The organism is Microbacterium esteraromaticum (assembly GCF_028747645.1).
Lineage (GTDB): Bacteria > Actinomycetota > Actinomycetes > Actinomycetales > Microbacteriaceae > Microbacterium > Microbacterium esteraromaticum_C.
The window spans coordinates 710,620-732,076 of sequence record NZ_CP118100.1 but is presented as its reverse complement, the minus strand read 5'-3'; the positions used below and the strand labels follow the sequence as shown (position 1 = coordinate 732,076).

Here is a 21,457-nt window from a genome sequence, read left to right as displayed (position 1 = left end):
GCAACCGCCTCATCGTTTGCTCCGCACTCGGCGAACGACCATGCTTGCGGTCTCGGTGACTCCCCGCACGGCTCGCCGGAAGAACTCCGCGATCACCTGGCGCCGGGTCGGCGCATGACCGAGCCGCCGGCTGAGACGGTCGATGTTCACCACCGGCGCCTGCACGGCAACGCGGAGGCGCCCGCGGAGGGTCGATTGCGCGCGGATGCGCGCCCACCACTCGACGACGCGTGGCCCGCCCTGTGAGGTCACCTTCCAGAGCAGATACTCGCGACGATCGCTGTAGAGGTCGAGTTCGCCGGTCGCCACGGCGAAGGCGACGTCGGCGCGCATCACCTCGACGAGACCGATGACCCGCTCGTGCTGCTCGTCATCGAGCTCGTGCCAGAACGGCGGCATTCCCCCGGCGCCGCGCACAGCGTTGAGCACGAGGATCATCGCCTGCGCGTCGATGCTCGGCGCCCAGTACGTTCTGCCCGCGGATGCCTGCGGGCTGCGCTGCGCCCACAGCTGTTCGAACGCCTGCTGATCAGCGAGACCTATGCCGGGAAACCGGCGGTGCATGTCGAAGTAGCCCCAGGTGTCGTGCAGGTAGGTCTGCGCGTGCTCGAACGATGAGCCGAACCGGAACGTACTGTAGACCCGCCATCCGTGAGCGAGCAGCGTCTCATGCATCGCGCGGATCCGGCGCGGGTCAACCAGTGCATCGACGTCGGTACCGTATCGCGGCACCGCGCGCAGGGACGGATCGATCGCGTCGCCCTTGATATGTAGCATCCGGGCTCCCGCTTCCTCAGCCAGCGTCTGCACCGCGGCGCGGGCCAGACGCAGTCGGATGCTGGCGGGCACCGCACCTGTGCGGCTCTCGGCAGCCACCTCCGGCGCGGGTTCGATCACGCCGTCAGCCTAGACGATCACGAGGCACGAGCCGCCACGGACGGAGCATCGGTCGTCTGAAGCGTGGCCAGCGACGCCCCAACCGTGCGCATGCTCGGCGCCGTACTGCGCGCGCCCCGCCCAGTCGCTGCGCGACGGTCTGCGGATGCAAGCGTGATCACGTCGCGGTAGACGCCGGCGTGGATCGCAGCGATCTCGGCATCACCGAGCAGCCCCGGGGTCAGCACCGCGGCGGCGCTCAGTCGCTGTCGCAGCGCGAGGTCGTCGGCGAGACGGCGCAGCGCCTCGGACAGCGCGTCGATGTCGCGCGGCGCGACCCGCAAGCCGTTGCGCTCGTGGCGCACCCATTCGGTCGGCCCACCCTCGTCGGCGACGACGACCGCGGTGCCGGCAGCCAAGCACTGCAACACGTTCTGCCCCATCGGTTCGGCGCGCAACGAGTACTGCACGGCGACGTCCCACGTCGCCAGCAACGGGGCGATGTCGTGCACGTGCCCCAGCAGATTGACCCGATCGGCGATGCCCAACTCCTCGGCGCGCACGCGAAGGTCGTCGGCGAACTCGGCGTGTTCGAATAGTGCGGCACCGGCCAGGTCGAGCTGCGCGTCACCGTCGGGAAACGCCTGCGCGAACGCGTCGAGCAGCGCGACCTGCCCCTTCCACGGGTCGAGGCGCGCGAGCATCCCGATACGCAGCGGTCCTTCGTCGTGAGAGTGGCGGCGCAACCGCCCAAGACCGGACGGACTCGGGATGACCGCGACGACGGCGTCGTCGCGGAGGAACTCGCGCGCCGTCTCGAGGGTGCCGCGCGAGTTCGCGATCACACCGTTGGCGCGCGGAAGCACCAGACGGGTCATGATGCGGTAGCCGACCGAGCCCAGCGCCTCGGGCGCGATGTGATCACGCAGGTGCACGACGAACGGGCGCCGCGTGCCCAGCACCGCGAGCACGCCGTAGGCGGCCGAGCGGGTGGAGTTGGCGACGACGAGGTCGCTGTGCCGAACGGCCGGGTGCCAGCGCGTGATGCCGGCCTGGATCAGCAGTCGCGTGCCGAGTCCGAGTGCGCGCAGCGCGCCGCTACGGCTGGCGCCGGAGAGCTGGCGCACGCCACCGGTCGAGGTGCTGACCCCGACGAAGACGTTCTCTTCTTCTTCGGCCGGGATCAGAAGACTCGACTCCCAGTCGGGCTTCACGTCGAGAAGACGCTTGAGTGCGAGCTCGGCTCCGCCGGCCGCCGTCGTATGCGCGAGGTGCACGATGTGCGGGCTCGCTGAACGCGAACGATACATCCCCAGTTTCCCCAGCAATCCCCAGATCACGGCTCCCACAGCCGTGCTTCCTGTCCCCAAAGCAGTAGTCATCCCCCGACGACTACTGCCGAATGTCTGCGCCCACAGGAAGAAGAGGCGCAGTCTATTGTGGTGCTTAGCCTACAGGGGAGATGGGTTGCGCGTACTGAGAATTTCTCACAGCGCCACGGTGGGGCCGTGGCGCACGCGGGAGCGGGTACTGCTCCGTCGCGGCGAGACCGTGCGCCTGGTCACGGCGCACCGCTGGCATGCCGGTGGGGTGCCGGTGTCGCTCGACGCCGATACCGAGCCGTGGGTGCTGCCGGCGAGCACGTTCGGACGACATCCCGCGCTGTTCCTGTACTCCCCGCTCCCACTATGGCGGGCGCTGGGTGCCGACTGGGATGTGATCGACATCCACGAAGAGCCGTTCGCGCTGGCCACGGCCGAGATCCTGCTGCTGCGATGGCTGCGCCGTCAGCGCGCGCCCTACGTGCTCTACTCGGCGCAGAACATCGCCAAGCGCTACCCGGTGCCGTTCCGGTGGTTCGAGCGGGCCGCGCTGCGCGGCGCGGCGGGACTATCGGTGTGCAACAGCGCGGCCGGTGAGATCTGCGTCGCGAAGGGGTTTCCCGGGGCGCCGACGCTGATCTCACTCGGGGTGGAGGCCTCGACGGATGCTGAGGCGGGCGCTCCTGCGGATGCCGGCGTGGACGCCGATCGCGGGCATCCGCGTGTCGGCGGCCCGGTTGTGGTCGGATTCGTCGGGCGTCTCGTCGAGGAGAAGGGCGTACAGGTGCTGCTCGAGGCGGTGTCCGCGCAGCCGCGGCTGCGGGCGCGTCTGGCCGGTAGCGGGCCGCTGGCCGCCGAGATCACGTCGCGGGCTGAGGCATTGGGCATCACCGACCGCGTCGAGCTCGTCGGCGCCGTCGCCCCCGAGCGGATGGGTGAGTTCTACACGTCGATCGACGTGCTCGCCGTCCCGTCGGTGCCGACCGCGCGCTGGACAGAGCAGTTCGGCCGCGTGGCCGTCGAGGCGATGGCGGCCGGTGTGCCGGTGGTTTCCAGCGACGCGGGTGCCCTGCCCGACGTGGTCGGTGGCGCGGGCCTCGTCGTGCCGCACGGTGACCCGACCGCACTCGCCGGCGCTCTGCTGCGGGCGGCCGGTTCCGAGCGCGACGCATTGCGCGCGGCGGGCTTCGCTCGCGCCGCTGAGTGTTCGTGGGATGCCGTCACCGACCAGTACCAGCGGCTGTACCGCGCGGCGGCCAGAGCGTCGACGGATGCCGGCCACCGCGAACTGCGGATCGTCGTGGTCGCCTACGGCGGGCCCGAGATGCTGCGGCGCGCGCTCGAACCGGTCACCGCACTTCCGGTGACGGTCATCGACAATTCGTCGATGCCCGAGATCCGCGAGCTGTGCGCTGACCTCGGCGTGAGCTACATCGATCCTGGCGCGAACCTCGGCTTCGGTGCGGCCGTGAACCTCGCACTGCGCGAACCGGGCCACGCGGATGCCGACGTGCTGCTGCTGAACCCCGACGCGGTCATCGGCGCCGACGACGTGCGGCTCCTGCACCAGCGGCTGCGCGCGGATCCGACGCTCGCGAGCGTCGGACCGGCGCAGGTCGACGAGAGCGGCAAGTCCGCGCGGGTGCGGTGGCCGTTCCCGTCGCCGTTCGGGTCGTGGGTGGATGCCCTCGGACTCGGGCGGATGCGCTCGGACCGCCACGGATTCGTCATCGGTTCGGTGCTGCTGCTGCGCGCCGAGGCGCTGGCGCAGGTCGGCGGGTTCGACGAACGGTTCTTCCTGTACGCCGAGGAGACCGATTGGGCGTACCGGGCACACCTGCTCGGTTGGCGACACGGTGTCGTCGAGGAGGTGCAGGCGATGCACGTAGGAGCGGGCACGAGCTCGGATCCGCGCCGCCGGGATGCGATGTTCTTCGCCTCGCAGGAGCGTTATCTGCGCAAGCACTTCGGCGCCGGAGGGTGGGCATCCGCTCGCCTGGCCGCGTGGTGGGGGGCATCCGTTCGTGCGCTCGTGTTGCGCGGCGAGCGCGGTGCCGCCGCGCGACGTCGCGCCGCGCTGTACCGCCTCGGCCCGGTGCGCGTCGAGGCGCGCTTCCGAAAGGAGGTGTGATGCACATCGTGCAGATCATCCCCGTGATCGGATCGGGGTCCGGCGTCGCCGGCAGCGCGAATCAACTGGGCGCGCACCTGCGCGAACTCGGGCACACGGTCGAATCGTTCACCGCCGACGACGCGCGCGGGCATGCGCGCAAACGGTTCCGTTCATTGTTCCTGCACCGCCTCTCACGCGTCTGGTACGCCGTCGACTTCTCGATCGCCGGCACGCGCAAGGCCAAGCGATTCCTCGCCGAGCGGCCCGGCGCGGTCTCGATCTGCCACAACGCGGTGATGACCGGCGATCTCTACGTCAACCACGGGGTGGTGATGGCGGCGATGCGCGCCCGCGGCGACACCGTGTGGCGGATGCTGCGCAATCCCCTGCATACCTTCACGTTCGTGCGTGATCGCCTGCGCTACCGAGGGCACGCGCACCGTGGCATCGTCGCGCTGACCGACCGCGAGGTCGACGTGCTGCGCGACGTGTACGGCCGGGTCACGCCCCCGGTGACCGTGATTCCCCATGGCGTCGATCTCGACCGTTTCGCTCCCCCGACGTTCGAGCAGCGGGCGCAGGCGCGCGCCGCGTTGAACCTCGACGACGAGCACCGCGTGGCGCTGTTCATCGGGCACGAGCTCGACCGCAAGGGTGTGCCCATCGCGATCGACGCGCTCGTGCACGCGCCCACCGTGCTGCTGCTGATCGTCGGCGGGTATGCATCGGCCATCGAGCGGATGCGCAAGCGCGCCGAGGCAGCCGGCGTCGCCGATCGAGTGCTGTTCGTAGGGCCGCGATCCGACCTGCCGGCCTACTTCGCGGCATCCGACATGTTCGTCTTCCCGAGCGTCTACGAGTCGTACGGTTTGGTGATCACCGAGGCACTCGCCAGCGGTGTGCCGGTGATCTCGGCGCCGGTGGGATGCGCGCCCGATGTGATCGCGGACGGCGAGAACGGCTACCTGGTCGAGCGCTCGGCAGCGGCCTTCGCCGACGCCATGGAGCGCCTCGCCGCGACGGACGTCGCGGACTGGCACGAGGCCTGCCGGGCGAGCGTCGAGCACCTGTCGTGGCGGGCCACGGCCGAGCAGTACGTCACGCTACTCGAACGTGTGGCGCCCGAGCGTGCCGGGCGGGCGGCCTCATGACGCCTCTGCGGATTCTGCACGTGATCGTCTCGGACCGGTTCGCAGGGGTCGAGCAGTTCGTACGTCGCCTGGCGATCGTGCAGGCCGCCGACGGGCACGAGGTGTTCGTCGCCGGTGGTGCGCCCGATGCGCTGGCCGGCCCCCTGCGCGTCGCGGGCGTACGGTTCGTGCCGGTGACGAGCATCCGCGCGGCGGTGAAAGCGATCCGCTCGATCGATGTCGACGTCGTCAACTCGCATATGACCGCCGCCGACATCGCCGCGGCGACAAGTCGCCTCTGTGGTCCGCGACAGGCTGCGTTGGTGTCGACGCGGCACTTTGCACTGCGTCGCGGAACCCGCGGACCGGGGCTGCCGTATCGCGTGGTGGAGCGGATGCTGGATGCCGAGATCGCGATCAGCCGCGCCGTCGCCGACTCGATCCACGTGCCGTCGACAGTCGTGCACTCCGGGGTGGATCCGGTAGAGCTCTCCGGCCTCGAACGCACACGGACGGTGCTGATGGCGCAGCGACTGCAGCCCGAGAAGCAGACCGCGCTGGGCATCCGAGCGTTCGCGGCGTCGGGGATTGCCGCCGATGGGTGGACGTTGCAGATCGCGGGTATCGGGGCGCAGGAGGCCGAGTTGCGCGCGCTCGTCGCCGAGCTGGACCTTGCGGATGCCGTCGAGTTTCTCGGCTTTCGAGACGATCTGCCGCACCTGATGCAGACGTCGGGAATGCTCGTGGCGACGACGCCGAACGAGGGACTCGGGCTGACCGTCATCGAGGCGATGGCGTCGGGACTACCGGTTGTCGCGAGCGCGGCGGGAGGGCACCTCGACACGATCGGAGGCGTCGACGGTGGCGCGCTGTTCGCTGCCGCAGACGTCGACTCTGCGGCGACGCGGTTGCGGGAACTGGCATCAGACGCGCAGCGGCGCGAGGCACTGGGCGCCACACAACGGGACGTGCAACGCAGCAGATTCACGCTGCGTGCGCAAGCCGATCAGACCGAGGCGGTCTACCGCGCCGCGATCGCGGGAGAACGTCGATGACCGATCTTGTCGTGGTGTCGCTCGAAGCGTGGGACGACGTCTGGCGGCGCAACCAGTACCTGGTGTCGGGGCTGCTCGCGCGTGACCCCGAGCTGCGCGTGCTGTTCGTCGAGCCACCGGATGACCCGCTGCACGCCCTGCGCGGCGGGTCACGCCCCTCGTTCGGGCACGCACCGCGTGAGGTGGCGGATCGGCTGTGGACGTTCCGACCGGTCAAGCCCCTGCCCCGACGGGTGGATCGTGGGGCGGATGCCCGGATCGCTCGGGCCGTGATGCGTTCGGCGCAGCGACTCGGTATGAGTCAGCCGCTGCTGTGGATCAACGATCCGGGTGCTGCCGCCGTCGCGCAGCTGACCGGCTGGCCGACGCTGTACGACATGACTGACGACTGGGTGGTCGCCGATCGTCCGGAAGCCGAGCGCGCGCGGTTGGTCGGTGGCGAGGAGTGGTTGTTGCAGCACTCGGCGAGCGTGGTTGCCTGCTCGCCGGAGTTGGTGCGCCGTAAGAGCGGCCAGCGTGATGACATCGTGCTGGTGCGCAACGCGGTCGATGTGGCGCGCTACCGGGTACCGATGGAGCGACCGGCTGATCTGCCTGCAGGACGCACCGCGGTATACGTCGGGACTCTGCACCGCGACCGGCTGGATGTGGAGCTGTGCGTCGAGACCGCCCGGGCGCTGAGCGCGGAGGGCACGTTGGTGCTCGTCGGGCCGAACGCCCTGGGCGTCGAAGACACCGCAGCGATGCAGAGGAACGGCGTCGTGGTGCTCGGGGCCAAGCCTCGTGATGCGGTGCCGGCGTATCTGCAGCACGCCGACGTGCTCGTCGTTCCGCACGTGGTGACCGACTTCACCGAGAGCCTCGACCCGATCAAGCTCTACGAGTATCAGGCCGTCGGCAAGCCGGTCGTGTCGACACCGGTCGCGGGATTCCGCGACGAACCGGGCGTGGTCGTGGGAGCGGAGGCGGAGTTCGTCGACGCGGTGAGTCGCGCTCTCCGTGCCCCCCACGCATCCTCCCGGCGTGAGGAAGTGGCTCCGCCCGACTGGCAGGATCGCGCATCACAGATGCGGGCCGCGCTCTTGGGTCAGCGCTGAAAGCACGAGAAGGCGCCGTCGCTCCTAGAGCGATGACGCCTTCTCGGCATGACTTCGTCGTCGTGTGCCTGTTAGAGCGGCACATCCACCTGGTACGGGAAGACCTGCAGCAGGCATCCTGCGCCGTGGCCGGTGGTCGGCGGGAGATCGTTGAATGCTGTGGAGGTGCTGTCAGACATGCCGTTCAACGTGTAGAAGAGCGTCGCCGTACCGTTCGCGCTGTCGGCGAACGTTCCCGCACGCACTGTGATCGTCCGCTGAGTGAACGGCGGCACCGTGGTGCTGGTCGGGTCGACCGGAGTCTTGTTCACGCCGTTGACGGTGAATGAGTCGAAGTAGACCGTCACCGAGCTGTTGTTGTCGTTCGTGATGACCACTTGGAAGCGGTAGAACTTCGGGTTGCCCGGCTCTTTGCACCCGACACCGGTCAGCGTCACCGGCACTTCGGATGCTGCCGCGACTGGCACGGTCGACGCAACGGCAACTGCCGGAACGGCCCAGGCCATCGCCTTGGTGACGGTGCGGCGGCTGACGCCGCCCTGTTCGGTTTCAGACATGTGATGCCCCCAGTGTCATGCATCCCGCTCTTTGCCCCAGTGCGTGATGCAGAATCCCATGACGCGTCCGCGCCAACGCGACAATGCTAGCGTATGGCAAGGCTCGCGGAAACCCCGTGATGCCGCGAAATGTAGGGGTTCCGGGATGGCTGACACTGAGAAGAGCCCGGGCGTGGTTCCGCAAATGCTGTCGTTGCTCAGAGTCACCGGCGCCAAGCCATCGCGGTGGATCGTCACCACGGTGATCGCCTCGGTCATTCTGGCGGGCCTTGATCTTGTCGGCGTCGCGGCCATGATCCCGCTCATGCAGCTCGTCACCTCGTCGGGTCCGCTGGAGGGCGTGAATCGGGTCATCGCCGATCTGCTCGGCACAACCGACCTGCAGGTCCTCATTCCCGTCGTCGCGGGTGGTGTCGCCTCGGCTTTCGTCGTCAAGAGCGCAGGTTCATTGCTCTTCCGCTGGTGGCTGCTGGGGCGCACGACGCGCCTGTCGGCACTCGCTTCGGTCGAACTGATGCGCCGGTACGTGCTCGCCCCCTACGGCCAGCATCGCCAGCGCAGCCTGAGCACGGTGTACCGCAACATCAACGACGCGACCAACCAGTCGGCCAGTGTGCTGCTGGCCGGGCTGACGCTGTTCACAGACACGCTGGTGCTCGCCGCGATCGTCGCGGTGCTCCTGGTCACCTCACCCGGTGTCACCGTGTTCGCGGTCGCGCTCTTCGGTCTCTTGGTGTTCGGCGTGCAACACGTGCTGCGCCGACGCCAGCTGCGTATTGGCGAGAACCTGGCCGAGGCGGGCCTGCGTGCCTGGCAGTCTCTGATGCCCGGCCTCGACGGCTTCCGCGAGACGCGCCTGACGGGTAGCGCCGATCGGTTCATCGACGGCTACCGCCGCGCCAAGCTCGATGGCGCGCATCAATCGAGACTCATGGCCGTGCTCGCAGATATTCCCCGCTATCTGCTCGAGGTCAGCTTCATCGTTGCCATCGTCGGTATCGCTGCCCTGTTGTATGCCACTGGGCAGGCCGACCAGGTGCTGCCGATTCTCGGTCTCTTCGCCGCGGCATCCATGCGTGCGCTGCCGACGCTGAACCGCATCACCGCGAACGTCGGCACCATGCGCGCCGGCCGCGCCGGGCTCCGTATCTTCACCGAGGCTCTTGACGAGCTCGAGACCGATGGCATCCACGACGCGCGCGCAACGGCCGGCGAACCCTACCACGGCGACATCGAGCTCGACCAGGTGACGTTCCAGTACGCCGATGCGGATCGCCCGGTGCTCGAGGGGCTGTCGCTGTGCATCCCGGCGAACGAGACGACGGCATTCGTAGGTTCGAGCGGCGCCGGCAAGAGCACCCTGCTCGACCTCGTCCTCGGGCTGCTCTCCCCCACCTCGGGAACCATCTCGTGCGGCGGGCGCCCGATCGACGAAGACCTCGCCACCTGGTACTCAGGACTCGGTGTCGTGCCGCAAGAGGTGTTCCTCGCGAATGACACGGTGGCGGCCAACATCGCCTTCGGCGTCGCACCGAAGGACCTCGACCTGGATCGGATGCGAGAGGTGGCGTCGGTCGCGCAGCTCGATGCGCTCATCGCCGATCTGCCACAGGGCTTCGACACGATGGTCGGTGATCGCGGAGTGCGTCTGTCGGGCGGGCAGCGTCAGCGCATCGGTCTGGCACGGGCACTGTACCGCCGCCCTCGGGTGCTGGTGCTCGATGAGGCGACGAGCGCACTCGACAACGCGACCGAGCACGAGATCGCGGCGACCCTCGACCGCCTGCGTGGAAGCATGACGGTACTGATCGTTGCGCACCGTCTCTCGACGGTCCGCGACGCCGACACCCTCATCTTCTTGGAGTCGGGTCGCATCGCTACGCGCGGAACGTTCGACGAGGTGCGCCAGGCGAACGAGGAGTTCGCACGGCTCGTGGAGCTGGGAAAGCTCGAGTAACCGAGCGATGGCTCAGTGGAAGCCTTCGAGAGCCGTCCAGTTCGGGTCGAGCTGATGGGCGTCGGTACCGTGTGACATTCGCGCGTGAAAGCGCGGCATCACGATCTGTACGTCAGAGTGCAGCGCATCCGCGATGTACGCTCCCCAGTACGAGAAGGTCGAGTTGGCGCCGATGAGCCGCCGCGCGCTGGCGAGTGCGAGCAGGTTCTGCAGTGGGTCGGGGACGGCGTACTCGACGTCGCCGAAGCGTGAGCGTAGCTTGTCGCCCAGGTGACTCCGACACCATTCCGCGTCATCAGAGACGACAAAGACACCAGTGTCATCGGAGAAGTGCGCGAGCGCAGCGGATGTGTACGCCACAACGTCGAAACCGTGCTTCGCCTCGAACTCAGTCGCGTAGAAATCACCTCGTCGGATGTTGACCACCAGGCGCTCGTCGACGGCGCCAGCTGCGCGCTCCGCGAAGACATCCTGAATGAACGCGCCCAACTCCAGGCGATCGAAGTCCACACCAAAGCGCTGGTAGAGCCAGGCCGGGTCCCATTCACGTCGGTCCGAGAAGCGGACGTCCACCGGAGCGACGGTGAGCTCGCGCAGCGTGGGAAACTCCTCTAGCCACGGCGCCATCGCGCGCGACTCGACCGCGCTGACGTGTTCGCCCTGTGTGGTTCTGCGATGAGCCTGGAGCCACACATACAACAGGTTCCCCAACCGGAGCCCGGCCGATGGGGTGCGCAAGACGACACGGTCGCCCCAGCGCAGCGTGTCCAGGGCTGCCGCCGCTCGACTGTGGGCCTCGTCGACGGTACGGCGCGCGACTCGCTTGGCACCCCGAATCACTCTGCCCATCGCTACGACTGCTCTTCCGTCGCATCGGGGAACGCGATGACAATGGGCGCGCCGCCGGGCGGTTCGGGAACGCGTGAAAGCCGATAGCGACCGTCGTCCCTGCGCCGTAAGGGAGTCGTCAGCGCGGTGATCATCGGATGCCTGGTGCGCCACACCCACCGGCGGTAGACCTTTGGCGGACGCATGACGCGAGTGTGCCCGGACCAGGCGAACTTGCGGCGGATCGCTTCGGGGTCGCGAACCCACGAGAAGTGCAGCACTGCACTGGCCCGCGGAACGACAGCATGCACGACTGCGTCACTCGACCGCCACGGATCGGTGTTCCTCTCGGCGAAGTCGACGCGGAACAACCGCACGTTCGCTTGGCGGGCATGATTCAACACAGTTCCCGCGCGCACGGCGAGCGGCCCTGGGAACGACGCTGCGACCTGCCAGTATCGTCGGGTCACCTCCAGGTAGCGCCCGGGACCAGTGCGCGTGTAGAGCCAGCGTGCGGGGTAATCCAAGCCGGCCGCGCCCGCTTGCTCTGCCCGCGCGAGCATGTCGAAGAACGTGCGTGGGTCGAGCATCACCTCGTCGGTGTCGAGCTGCAGCACCCAGTCGGCTCCTTCTGAGGCAATATCGAGCGCGGCTTGGCGTTGGAACGTGTCGTTGTCCAGCGGGTGGTGCTCCAGCCGCGCAAAGTCGCCGGGGGCGCGCACGCACTTTGCGTCAACGTCGAGTTCCTCGATGATGCGTAGGCACTGATCGATGGGTAGCGGGGTCCCCGTCCACGACGTTGCGTTGCGATCGTACGAGAGAACGATCCGATCGACGTACGGGTAGTAAGCCGAGATGCTCTCGCGAAGATAGCTCGGGTCAGCCAACAGAACGTAGGCGTTGATCCGACGAGCCCGGGCGGTCACGCGCGCCACTCCGCCGAGTACGCCGCGGCACGGTCCCGTGGCCTGATGGCAGCGGCAAGGCCGACGATCATTCCTGCCAGATCGACGATTCCCCGAACGATCCCCCCGGCGAGCGCGCGCACCCGGGGGCGTCCATCACGTCCGCACAGCGCGACCGTCGCACCTTCGGCAACCTGGGCGCCAGCCTGCCGAACGGTACGGGCGAGGGAGCGCGCCAGATGGGGGTCGGTCCATCCGAGCGTCGTGGCGATCAAGACGACCTGGTTTCGCGAACCGTAGAACCGGTAGCGCATGTCGAAGCGACGCCCCTTCGCGTACTCGCCCGCCACGTGCAGAACCACCGCTCGCGGGGCGAACAACAGTCGAAAACCTGCCTTCTTGATACGCAACGCCACGTCTGTCTCCTCTCGAAGACACGTACCCGGGTAGTAGTCGCGGATGCCACCCACCGCACGCAACGCGTCGGCGCGCACCGCCATGCTCGCCCCGAGCATGTGGTCGATCGGCGCGACGTGCCCCGGGTCTGCAGCGAAGTTGCCCGTGAGCTGCCCGTCGCGCAGTAGCCGCCCGATGCGGTCACGACCTTGATCCTCTTCGCCAGCCTGGCCATTGCGCGCCCGGCCTCCGACGCCGCCTACGAGTGGGTTCTCGAAGGGGATGAGCATCTGCCCGAGCCACTCCGCTTCGGCATACGCATCATCGTCGATGAAGACGATGACGTCTTCACTCGCCCCCTGCACTCCAATCGCACGCGAAGTCGCCGTCGTCCCGACCCCCAGGTCATTGCGTCGATACTCCACGTCGCGAAAACTCTCGACGACCTTCCGGGTGAGCTCGTCCGGCGACGCATCGACCACGACCACTCGCCGAGGCCTCACTGTCTGCTCCCGGAGATGCTCCAGGCACTTTCGCACGTGATCGGGGCGACGGTACGTCGCCACCACAACGACTGCGCTGCGTTCGTTCACCAGATCCCCATCTTCGCTCGCGTGTGCGGGCTCCCCTCGACCACGATAGGCGAATGGACGCGGTACATGCGTGCGGTTCGGAGGCATACTTGGGCCATGAGTGAGCGCCAGCCTCAGATCACGATCGGCATGCCAACGATCGTCACGCTCGGCGACCGCACACGATGGTCGGTGCCGGTCTCCGGCGAGGGGCTCCCAGAAGTCCTCTGGTACTCCATACCCACCAGGTACGCGGACATGCTCTGCGATCGAGCCGACGCAGCCGTGATCGCGCTCATGATCCCGTCGATGCATTTGCGCGCGCCGATCACCGTCGAGGGAGTCGTCACCGACGAGTTGGTCGCCGCATTCAGCGAGATCCAGGCGCTGTACGCCGAGAACGGTCGAGGAGCGCCGCAACCCCTCACCACGTCGCGAACGTCTCCGGCACGCCCACGCGCCGAAGGCGTCGCCACCGGCTACTCCGGCGGCGTCGATTCGTTTGCGGTCCTGGCGACTCATCACTACGCCGAGCGCGTGCCCGAGACCCAACGCGTAACCCACTTGTTGTTCAACAACGTCGGGTCACACGGTTGGGGCCCTGAAGCCGATGCGCTCGCCAGGGAGCGTCTGGCCAGGCTCTCGCCTTCCGTCCACCGCATCGGGTTACCGCTGATCGACATCGACTCGAACCTCGATGCGTTCTACGCGCCCCCGCTGTGGTTCTTCCTGACTCACACTCCACGCAACGTTTCCGTCGCGTATCTGCTCAGCCGTGGCATCGGTACGTGGTTGTACGCCTCAGCGTTTGATTACCGAGCCATCGCGGTCCAGCCTGGTGCGGCAGCCCTCGTGGATCCCATCGCGCTGGGCTTGTTCAGCACGACGATGTTGACGACGCGTGATTCCGGTGGCGCGCTGCGTCGCGTGGACAAGACCGCGATGGTCGCAGACATTCCCCTGTCGTGGGAGTATCTCGACGTTTGCAGCAACATCGAGACGGCCAGCGCGCAACAGTGTTCGGACTGCAAGAAGTGCAGGCGAACGCTCCTGGCTCTCGAAGTCCTCGGTGTGTCCGACCGGTACCGCAGCATCTTCGACCTCAACCATTGGGCGACGATCCGTGAGGCCTACCTGTGGGAGGTCTTGACAGACCGCGACGACCTACTCATGGCTGAGTTGCGCGAACTCATCACGCAACGTGGCTATCGCGTGCCGCGTCGCGTGATCATCCATGCTGTGCCCGCCGGTTGGCGCCGTATCCACGCCTTCTCCGGCAGGGTACAGCGGGCCGTTGTGCGCCGCTACCGACGCGTGATTCGACGATAGGCACGACCACCGCGACGCTTAACGCGCAGAACTTGCCGTTCGAGTGCCTCAGCGGCGATCTCTCGCGCGGCATATCTTCTCGCCGATGGCGAGACTTCGTAGCCGACCTCGTCCATCAGCTCCTGCAGTTCACGGACGAGAGCCGGCCCTTTGACGAGGCTCGCGCGCGCCAAGTAGCGCTCTCGGTCCGCACGCCAGCGGTTGAGGTCGAACTGCGACTCGAACCTGTCCACGGCCCCGTGCAGATCAAGCGCGGCGAGTGTCAGCCGGCACTTCCAGCACTGGGCGCAGTTGGTCTTTGCGCCGGGTTCGACCTCGATGCACACATCAAGCGAGGTCCATGCATCAGGCAGGTCCGCGACAACGCGAGCCTTGTCGATGCGTCGCATGCGTGACGAGGCAACGCGCAATGAGAGTGACGTGGTCGACATCAGCGGGAAGGCAATCGGATCGACGAATGCCGAGTTGTACGCGTTGGGGGTTACGCCCACTCGGCGGTACTCGACGCTCGACGCGAAGTACCATGACCGCAGCCCCGCGCTGAGCACGTGCGCCACAGAGGCATTCGCCGGTGAGCTGAGCGGCTCGTACGACACCCCGGGCGCAGGGATCTCGTCAAGATTGGAGTTGACGGGGATCATCGGGAGCCCCAGCGCGTCGGCGACCGGGACCACCCTGCGCAGACGCGTGCGCCACAGCTGTTCTCGCCCGTGCACGTGAGAGCCGACGTTGTTGAACAAGAGATGGGTCAGCCGGAGCTGCGGAGGGATATCTGACGCATAGTGGTGTTCTGCCATCAGCGCGTACGAGTCAATTCCCGCAGAGAATCCGGCCGCCACGCTTGTCCCGGACGCGTCAGCAGGCGCGGTGTCGTGGAAGTCGACCGACACCGGCGCTCGGCCACCGCTCGCTGAGTAGAGAGCGCGCAAGTCACTGTGCGCGAAAGCCAACTCATCAGTTACTGTGCCTTCGAAGGTGAGCGGTGCACGAAGCCGCATCGAGGGAATGGTGAGCGCGATCAAGGCAGGGTCAACGCGTTCGGTGAGCATGTCGGCGTACGCAGCCGGCACCTCGTACCAGATCTCTTCTGGCATCCCCTTCGGTCCCACGACGGGCACTGACCATCGCGCGGTGCCGTCGCTGGTCGTGACCTTTGGTCTCCCAACAGCGATTGTGTGTTCCCCAGACCCCATGTCGTCAGTCTAGGAGTCGCGTCGTTCGTCCATGATGGAACGGGGCGAGAACACTCGGGGGTCAATATGTCACAGCCACGGCTCAGCATCGCGCGCATCGCGACAGACACACCGATGGGTGCGCAAGCCTACGAGGCGCAGGTGATCGCGCGCGCGGCGGATGCGATGGGACCGGCGTGGTCGATGCGTGAGCTGGTGTTCCGGTCGATGCGCTCTCCCTTACCCGGGAATCGGCGTCTGCCCATGGGACGGGTGGCGAAGGCACCGGCATCCGTCCGCCGTGAACTGGGCCGCACGTTGTTCCGCGGCGACGCGGTGTCGCACCGCACCTCGCTCGAGCTGCCGCCGTCACCGCACGCCGACGTGATCACGCTGCACGATGTGGTCGCGTGGCGCTTCGCCGACGAGTCAGCGCCCGTACCCGCCGCGGCAGAAGAGGCGCGGCGGGCGGCCGCAGTCATCTGCGTATCGGAGTTCACGGCCACCGAAGCCGTCGAGTTCTTGGGCGTGCGAGACCCGCATGTCGTTCCGAATGGTGTCGATCCGCGCTATTTCACCGCGACACCACTCGATGCCGCGGATCGCGCACGGCTCGGCCTCGAAGGACCCTACGTGTTGCACGCTGGAGGGGCCGCTACCCGCAAGAATCTCGCGGCACTCGCCGAGGCCTGGCCACGGGTGCACCGGGAACGCCCCGGGTGGACGCTCGCCCTCGCCGGCCCGGCCCACCCCCGCCGTACGCAGCTGTTCGACGGCATGCCGGGCACCACCCTGCTGGGGCGGCTCCCCGATGAGCTGATGCCGGGCGTCGTGGCGTCAGCGGCGGCGGTCGTCGTCCCGTCGCTCTACGAAGGATTCGGGTTGCCGGCGCTCGAGGCCATGGCCGCGGGCGTGCCGGTGGTCGCAGCGGACACCAGCAGCCTTCCCGAAGTCGTCGGCAAGGCGGGCCTTCTCGTAGCCCCGACCGCTGAGGGTCTGGCCGACGGCCTGCTGCAGGTGACGTCGGCGGATGCCGCAGTCTCTGCACTCATCGACGCGGGGCGCTCTCGCGCCGCCGAGTTCACTTGGGAGCGCTCAGCCGCGGGCCACGCCGAGGTCTGGCGTTCGCTCGCTTGACGCCTATACGCCGAGCACTCCGAGCGGAAAGCGGCGGCCGGCGTGTGTCAGGCCGTCGAGCGACGCCTCCAGTCCCCGCGACAACTCGGCCACCCGTGACGCATCGGCCGCCCATGCAAACCGCTGCACGTCGTCCAGCGTGCGAAGGTCGTCGAAGTCGACGTAGCGGGTGCGTCCGGGAGTGACGGCTGCCTCGTAGTCGTGGAACTTGAAGGTGCCGCCGGTGAGCGCCGGTTCGAGAGCGGTCCACACCGCGGGGATGCCGTACGCGTCGGCGGTGATCAGCCCGTGCAACGACGTGGTGAGCACGGTCTCGCACATGGCGATCTCGCGCACAGTCGGCGCCGCCTCGCGGTGCACGTTCACATCGCGCACGCGCCCCGGTTCGCTCTTCAACAACGCGGCCAGACCGGCGTGAGAGCGGTGATGTCCGTGCGGCACCGCTGCGATGGCGGCGCGGCGCGCGGGTCGGGCGACGTGACGGGAGACCAGTAGACCCGGGTCACCGTATGCCACCCCCGACACATCGATACGTTCCGCGGTCAGGGGGCCGCGCAAGGCAAGCGCCTGCACGTGGGGCATCCGCCGTTCGACGTCGGTCATCAGGCCCGTGCCCCAGACGGCGCCGTCGTAGTCTTCCGCACAGAACTCCAGCAAGCTGCCGACGCCGATCAAGCGCGCATGGCGCGGCTCACGGTACAGCGGCACGATCCCGTACTTCGGCAGCAGCCACGGCGTGAGGGCGTCTCCGAAGTTCGGGTGGCCATCCCACCAGTACGCCGGCACGACCGGCGCACCCCAGGCGCGGGGTTGCAGCGCCGCTGTCCCCAGCCGACGCACCTGGCGTATGCGTCGTCGCACTGCACCTTCGTATCTCATCGAGAGGGCTCCGTTGGCAGTTGGTCGTACAACCGCAGGTACTGCGCAACGACAGCCGGCCAGGTGAAGTCGCGCACCCGCGCCGGCCCGTTCGCCCGCAGTCGGTCGGCGAGCTTCGGATCGTTCCCCACCTGTGCGAGCGCTTCGCTCAACGCGTCGACGTCGGTCGGGTCGACGAGAACGCCGTCCTCACCGTCAGTCACGAACTCGGCAGCGCCGCCCCGACTGGTCATCACCAGCGGAGCCCCCGCACGCCAGGCCTCTAGTGCAACGATGCCGAAGGCTTCGGAACGCGAAGGAACGACCACAGCGCGAGCGCCACGCATGTAGCCATCGACCTGATCGGCTGAGAGCCGACCTGTGAACGACACCCGCTCGGCGACTCCCGCCGCCTCGGCCTGCCGCTGCAGCGCGCCGCGTTCAGGGCCGTCACCACCGATGATGAGCCGAGCGGCCTCATCACCCAGCCGCGCGAACGCGTCGATGAGTAGATCGAAGCCCTTGGGGTGTCCCAGGCGTCCAACCGCGAAGAAGTAGTCACCCGTCTTCGGCACTTGCGCCGATTGGACGTCGAGATCCACTCCGTTCGGCACGACGATGCCGGTATGCAAGCCGTACTCGGATCGCAGGTCGTTGAGCACGTAGCGGCTCGGTGCTGTAACCGCGCATGCCGAGGTGATGGCACGGCGCAGCCGCGCACGCAATAGCGCCGACCGCGCGTACACGCCGTTGTCGTCCCCCATCGTCTCGCCATGCGAGGTGACGATCAGCGGGGTGCGGTGCTGACGGTGAAGCGCCTCTGCATAGATGCCATTCGGGCCGAAGCAGTGCACGTGGAGTACGTCCGGACGCAGGCGCCGGTGCGCGCGTCGCCAGGCGCGCCAGGCGGATGGCCAACGCCACGCGAAACCAACCATCGCAGAGAGTGAACGTGCCGGCAACGGTGTGGGCAGGTAGCGAACTGCGATCTCGGCACCGTCTGCGGCGAGGAACGGATGCTCGGGAACTACGCCGCGGTCGACGGTCCAGACCTCGACCACGTGGCCGCTCGCCGTCAGCTCACGGGCGACCTGAGCCACGTGCTCTTCCACACCCCCGATGTGCGGTGCGAACGACGATGTGATCAGCGCAACGCGATACGCGGCTATGTCAGCCATTCTTCGAGCTGCGCTGCTTGCGGCGCGCAGGTGTCTCGACCGTGGCGCCCTTGAGCAGCTCGTCGAACCCCTCGTCCGTCGCATCGTTGTCATCGGTGATCGTGGCTAGCGGATTGTCTGCGGTGGCATCAGCCCGCCGAGGGCCTTCCTGTGCCTGTTCCGTGTCGTCCGCCTTCGTGGAGCGCAACCGGCTCTTCTTCTTCTCATGAGCAGGTGCGTACTCGTACGTGTAGACCGACGATTCCGCCCCGGTCAACGGCGCACGGTTCAAGACCAAGCCAAGAAGTCGACCGTGCACCTTTGTCAGGGCATCCTGCGCCTTCTCAACCAAGTCGTACGTCGTCTTTCCGACCGAGACCACGAGCAGCACGCCGTCCGCCTGGTGCGCGAGCACAGCGCCGTCCGTGACGGCAAGCAATGGCGGCGCATCGACAATGACCGTCGCATGCTCAGCAAGCTCATCAAGCGTCGCCTTCATCTTCGCTGAACCGAGCACCTCGCTCGGGTTCGGTGGGATAGTTCCGGCGACCAAGACAGTCAGGTTCGGCATCTGCGGCGAGCTCTGCAGCACATCGACGAGGTTCGCCCGTCCTGCGAGAACATCCGTAAGCCCAGACGTCGCCGAGACGCCGGTCGTCTTGGCGACCGTCGGTCGTCGCAAGTCACCATCGACGAGCACCACCGGCACGCCGTTGGCGGCAAGTGTGGCTGCGAGGTTCGCCGACACGGTCGACTTGCCCTCGCCGGGCAGCGCGCTGCTCACCACGATGATGCGCGGCGGGTTGTCAACGTTCATGAACTGCAGGTTTGTGCGCAGTACCCGCAGCGCCTCGCGCATCGCGTAGCTCGACTTCGTGCCCGACTGGTCTCCCGCCAGCAGACGCTGGCCGTCCTGCACTTCACCGGCGGCGGGCAAGGTTCCGACGACAGCGAGCCCCAGCCGCGCTTCAACGTCATCGCGGGCACGCACGCGGCGATCCGACACCGCACGCACGAGAGCGAACGCAATCCCCATGCCGAGACCGAGGACGCCGCCGACGATCAGAGCCATGCGCTCATCCGGAAACGATGGCGCCGATGGCAGCGCCGCCGACTCCGCCAGCTCGACCGTGATCAGCGCTGAGCCCAGCTCTTCGACGCCCTCACGCTCATCAATCGTCGCTGCGAGCCCGATGACCCAGGCCTCAGCAAGGTCGCGCGCGCCCTCTGCAGTCGGGCCTTCGGCGGTGATCTTGATGATTGGCGTTCCGTCAGGGTTGTCGACGGTGATGCGGCGCACGAGTTGCTCGGGCGCCACGTCGAGACCCAGCGCGTCAGCGGCCTTCTCTGCGACATTGCGCCAGGTCGCCATCTCGACGAACGTCGGCACGCGCGACTTCGCGATCGAGTCGTTCGCCCCCGGGATGAGTTGCATCTCGGGATCAGGCTCGGTGGCGACCGTCACCACACCGCTCGCATCTGCCTGATAGACCGGTGTCTGCAGCACTGCCCAGCCGTACCCTGCCGCCAGTCCGAGTACCGTCATCAGCACGATGCCGAACCAGTGTCGCTTCAGCGCGTTCGCATAGTCGCGGAGTTCCATGCCACCCCCATCTTCCCCTGGTTGTCGATCATAGAAGACTGCGTACGACTGGCGCCGAGCGGTTGCTCTTGACCGTCCGGATGCTGTTCGCGCCACCACACCTGGGCGCCCAGGCAGATACCGGCGATCAGGAACGGGATCGACACCTGCGCGGCAACCCAGAACAGGTCGAACTGAGCGGTCACCAGACGTGAGATCACGGCGGCGAAGGCGAGGGCTCCAAAGGCGGGATGCTTGGTCCAGAACTTCCACAGCACAATCAGGAACCCGAGCCACATCACACCGAAACCTGCCAGGCCGACGAGCCCTGCCGAGGCGACGACTTCGAGTTCCGCCTGCGGCGGCTGGAAGTTCGCCGTTGGATGCACGTACCAATACCGCAGTCCATGGCCGAAGATCGGCTCGTGCTTCCAGAGCGCGTACACCTCGCGCATCCATTCCAAGCGCTGGTATGTCGAGTTGAACCGGTTCTGCGACTCGATCTGCCCGATCACGCTGTCGGTGATCAGCACGGCGCCGGGCACAGCGAGAAGTACGACCAGTACCTTGTGTCGCCCTGCTCCTGATCGCAAGACGTAGATCAGCATGCCGACGACGAGTCCGATCACCGCCTGTCTGGACTGCGTCAGTGCCAGCGCTGCCAGCATGACCCACAGCGACGGCACCGTCAGCTTTCGCGGCAGGCGCGCATGTGGCGGTTTGATGAACACGACGAGGATCGCGAAGGCCAGGGCCGCACCAGCGAAGTTCTTGTGCATCGGCCACGGCCAGCGGGGATAGATCGGGCGGAACCCCTCAGTAACGAACACGACGGCGGCGGTCGCGATCGTTCCGAGAGCGACGACGAGGCCAGTGACGACGATCAAGATGAGTCCGGTACGCATGAGTCCTGCGCGGCCGATCCCCCAGCCGAGCAGCAACGCCCCGCTGATCAGCAACCAGGCGTGGAACCACTCGACGGTGTTCTGCGGATACGGGTTGACGATGACGGTGAACAGCGTGGCGAACTGGTAGATCGCGTTCAGCCACAGCATGGCACGCATGGTCGGGCTGAAGTCACGCCGCGACAGCAACACAACGATGACGAAGCCGAGGGTGATCGCGAGGTCAGACACGGTGAGATCCCCGACGCCGATGCTCACCCGCGCTGTCACAAACGCACCGGGGATGGCCAACAGAGGGAGGATCATCGGATGCCGGGGTGTGAGCACCACGCCGATGACGATCATCGCGAGCGCAATCGCTGTCGTAGCGCCGTCGGCGAGTCCCCTGTCGAGCAAGAAGTACACAGCCAGCAACGTGCCGATGGCGAACAGCGTCCACCGCCAGAGGTTCGCCCAGGCGCGGCCGAGGGCATCGACGACAGCAGTACGACGAAGCGCCATTGCGTTCC

18 protein-coding genes are annotated in these 21,457 nt (G+C 67.4%); 7 read left to right on the top strand and 11 right to left on the bottom strand.

Features of this window, described 5'->3' with window-relative positions; genetic code table 11:
• Positions 1 to 9 precede the first annotated feature (9 nt).
• Positions 10 to 897 carry a 2-nitropropane dioxygenase gene (locus PTQ19_RS03300; protein ID WP_274368446.1) on the bottom strand — a complete coding sequence of 296 codons (888 nt, stop codon included), beginning with the start codon at positions 895 to 897 and terminating at the stop codon, positions 10 to 12.
• 17 nt (positions 898 to 914) lie between these two features.
• Complete coding sequence (locus PTQ19_RS03295) at positions 915 to 2,186, bottom strand: glycosyltransferase family 4 protein (RefSeq protein WP_274368445.1); 1,272 nt, start codon at positions 2,184 to 2,186, stop codon at positions 915 to 917.
• 190 nt (positions 2,187 to 2,376) lie between these two features.
• Here PTQ19_RS03295 and PTQ19_RS03290 point away from each other — a divergent pair, with 190 nt between their 5' ends.
• Genes PTQ19_RS03290 through PTQ19_RS03275 form a run of 4 tightly spaced genes read left to right on the top strand, consistent with a single transcriptional unit; the run spans position 2,377 to position 7,593 of the window.
• A complete protein-coding gene (locus tag PTQ19_RS03290; RefSeq protein ID WP_274368444.1) occupies positions 2,377 to 4,329 on the top strand; it encodes a glycosyltransferase in 1,953 nt (650 codons plus the stop codon).
• Positions 4,329 to 5,462, top strand: a complete 1,134-nt coding sequence (locus tag PTQ19_RS03285) for a glycosyltransferase family 4 protein (protein ID WP_274368443.1) — start codon at positions 4,329 to 4,331, stop codon at positions 5,460 to 5,462. Before PTQ19_RS03290 ends, PTQ19_RS03285 begins: the two co-directional genes overlap by 1 nt.
• Positions 5,459 to 6,496 (top strand): glycosyltransferase family 4 protein, encoded by a 1,038-nt coding sequence (locus PTQ19_RS03280; protein WP_274368442.1) that lies wholly within the window; start codon positions 5,459 to 5,461, stop codon positions 6,494 to 6,496. The genes PTQ19_RS03285 and PTQ19_RS03280 overlap by 4 nt, the downstream gene beginning before the upstream one ends.
• Positions 6,493 to 7,593 (top strand): glycosyltransferase, encoded by a 1,101-nt coding sequence (locus PTQ19_RS03275; RefSeq protein ID WP_274368441.1) that lies wholly within the window; start codon positions 6,493 to 6,495, stop codon positions 7,591 to 7,593. Before PTQ19_RS03280 ends, PTQ19_RS03275 begins: the two co-directional genes overlap by 4 nt.
• Positions 7,594 to 7,664: 71 nt before the next feature.
• Here PTQ19_RS03275 and PTQ19_RS03270 read toward each other — a convergent pair whose 3' ends face one another.
• Positions 7,665 to 8,150, bottom strand: a complete 486-nt coding sequence (locus tag PTQ19_RS03270) for a hypothetical protein (RefSeq protein ID WP_274368440.1) — start codon at positions 8,148 to 8,150, stop codon at positions 7,665 to 7,667.
• A 145-nt stretch (positions 8,151 to 8,295) separates the two neighbouring features.
• Here PTQ19_RS03270 and PTQ19_RS03265 point away from each other — a divergent pair, with 145 nt between their 5' ends.
• A complete protein-coding gene (locus tag PTQ19_RS03265) occupies positions 8,296 to 10,107 on the top strand; it encodes an ABC transporter ATP-binding protein (RefSeq protein WP_274368439.1) in 1,812 nt (603 codons plus the stop codon).
• 12 nt (positions 10,108 to 10,119) lie between these two features.
• Here the strand turns inward: PTQ19_RS03265 and PTQ19_RS03260 are convergent, their stop codons facing one another.
• The 3 genes from PTQ19_RS03260 to PTQ19_RS03250 all read right to left on the bottom strand — a co-directional run bounded on the left by PTQ19_RS03260 (position 10,120) and on the right by PTQ19_RS03250 (position 12,916).
• Positions 10,120 to 10,734 (bottom strand): alpha-1,2-fucosyltransferase, encoded by a 615-nt coding sequence (locus PTQ19_RS03260; protein ID WP_274368438.1) that lies wholly within the window; start codon positions 10,732 to 10,734, stop codon positions 10,120 to 10,122.
• A gap of 224 nt (positions 10,735 to 10,958) precedes the next feature.
• Complete coding sequence (locus PTQ19_RS03255) at positions 10,959 to 11,861, bottom strand: hypothetical protein (RefSeq protein WP_274368437.1); 903 nt, start codon at positions 11,859 to 11,861, stop codon at positions 10,959 to 10,961.
• The gene (locus tag PTQ19_RS03250; protein ID WP_274368436.1) at positions 11,858 to 12,916 is read right to left on the bottom strand and encodes a glycosyltransferase family 2 protein; all 1,059 of its coding nucleotides are present in this window, start codon (positions 12,914 to 12,916) and stop codon (positions 11,858 to 11,860) included. Before PTQ19_RS03250 ends, PTQ19_RS03255 begins: the two co-directional genes overlap by 4 nt.
• 9 nt (positions 12,917 to 12,925) lie before the next feature.
• Between PTQ19_RS03250 and PTQ19_RS03245 the strand changes: the two genes are divergently transcribed.
• Positions 12,926 to 14,137: a hypothetical protein gene (locus PTQ19_RS03245; protein ID WP_274368435.1), complete on the top strand. Its 1,212-nt coding sequence runs from the start codon at positions 12,926 to 12,928 to the stop codon at positions 14,135 to 14,137.
• On the opposite strand, the gene PTQ19_RS03240 is transcribed toward PTQ19_RS03245, so the two are convergent.
• Positions 14,113 to 15,231 (bottom strand): hypothetical protein, encoded by a 1,119-nt coding sequence (locus tag PTQ19_RS03240; protein WP_274368434.1) that lies wholly within the window; start codon positions 15,229 to 15,231, stop codon positions 14,113 to 14,115. The genes PTQ19_RS03245 and PTQ19_RS03240 overlap by 25 nt on opposite strands.
• A 165-nt stretch (positions 15,232 to 15,396) precedes the next feature.
• Here PTQ19_RS03240 and PTQ19_RS03235 point away from each other — a divergent pair, with 165 nt between their 5' ends.
• Positions 15,397 to 16,446, top strand: a complete 1,050-nt coding sequence (locus PTQ19_RS03235; RefSeq protein ID WP_274368433.1) for a glycosyltransferase family 4 protein — start codon at positions 15,397 to 15,399, stop codon at positions 16,444 to 16,446.
• 3 nt (positions 16,447 to 16,449) lie between these two features.
• Here the strand turns inward: PTQ19_RS03235 and PTQ19_RS03230 are convergent, their stop codons facing one another.
• The 4 genes from PTQ19_RS03230 to PTQ19_RS03215 are packed head-to-tail and all read right to left on the bottom strand — an operon-like array spanning position 16,450 to position 21,449.
• Positions 16,450 to 17,307, bottom strand: coding sequence for a polysaccharide pyruvyl transferase family protein (locus PTQ19_RS03230; RefSeq protein WP_274368432.1), 858 nt, complete (start codon positions 17,305 to 17,307; stop codon positions 16,450 to 16,452).
• Positions 17,308 to 17,321: 14 nt separating this feature from the next.
• The gene (locus PTQ19_RS03225; RefSeq protein WP_274368431.1) at positions 17,322 to 18,482 is read right to left on the bottom strand and encodes a glycosyltransferase family 4 protein; all 1,161 of its coding nucleotides are present in this window, start codon (positions 18,480 to 18,482) and stop codon (positions 17,322 to 17,324) included.
• Positions 18,475 to 20,064, bottom strand: a complete 1,590-nt coding sequence (locus PTQ19_RS03220; protein ID WP_274368430.1) for a polysaccharide biosynthesis tyrosine autokinase — start codon at positions 20,062 to 20,064, stop codon at positions 18,475 to 18,477. Before PTQ19_RS03220 ends, PTQ19_RS03225 begins: the two co-directional genes overlap by 8 nt.
• Positions 20,034 to 21,449: an O-antigen ligase family protein gene (locus PTQ19_RS03215; RefSeq protein ID WP_274368429.1), complete on the bottom strand. Its 1,416-nt coding sequence runs from the start codon at positions 21,447 to 21,449 to the stop codon at positions 20,034 to 20,036. The genes PTQ19_RS03220 and PTQ19_RS03215 overlap by 31 nt, the downstream gene beginning before the upstream one ends.
• Between the last annotated feature and the right edge of the window lie 8 nt (positions 21,450 to 21,457).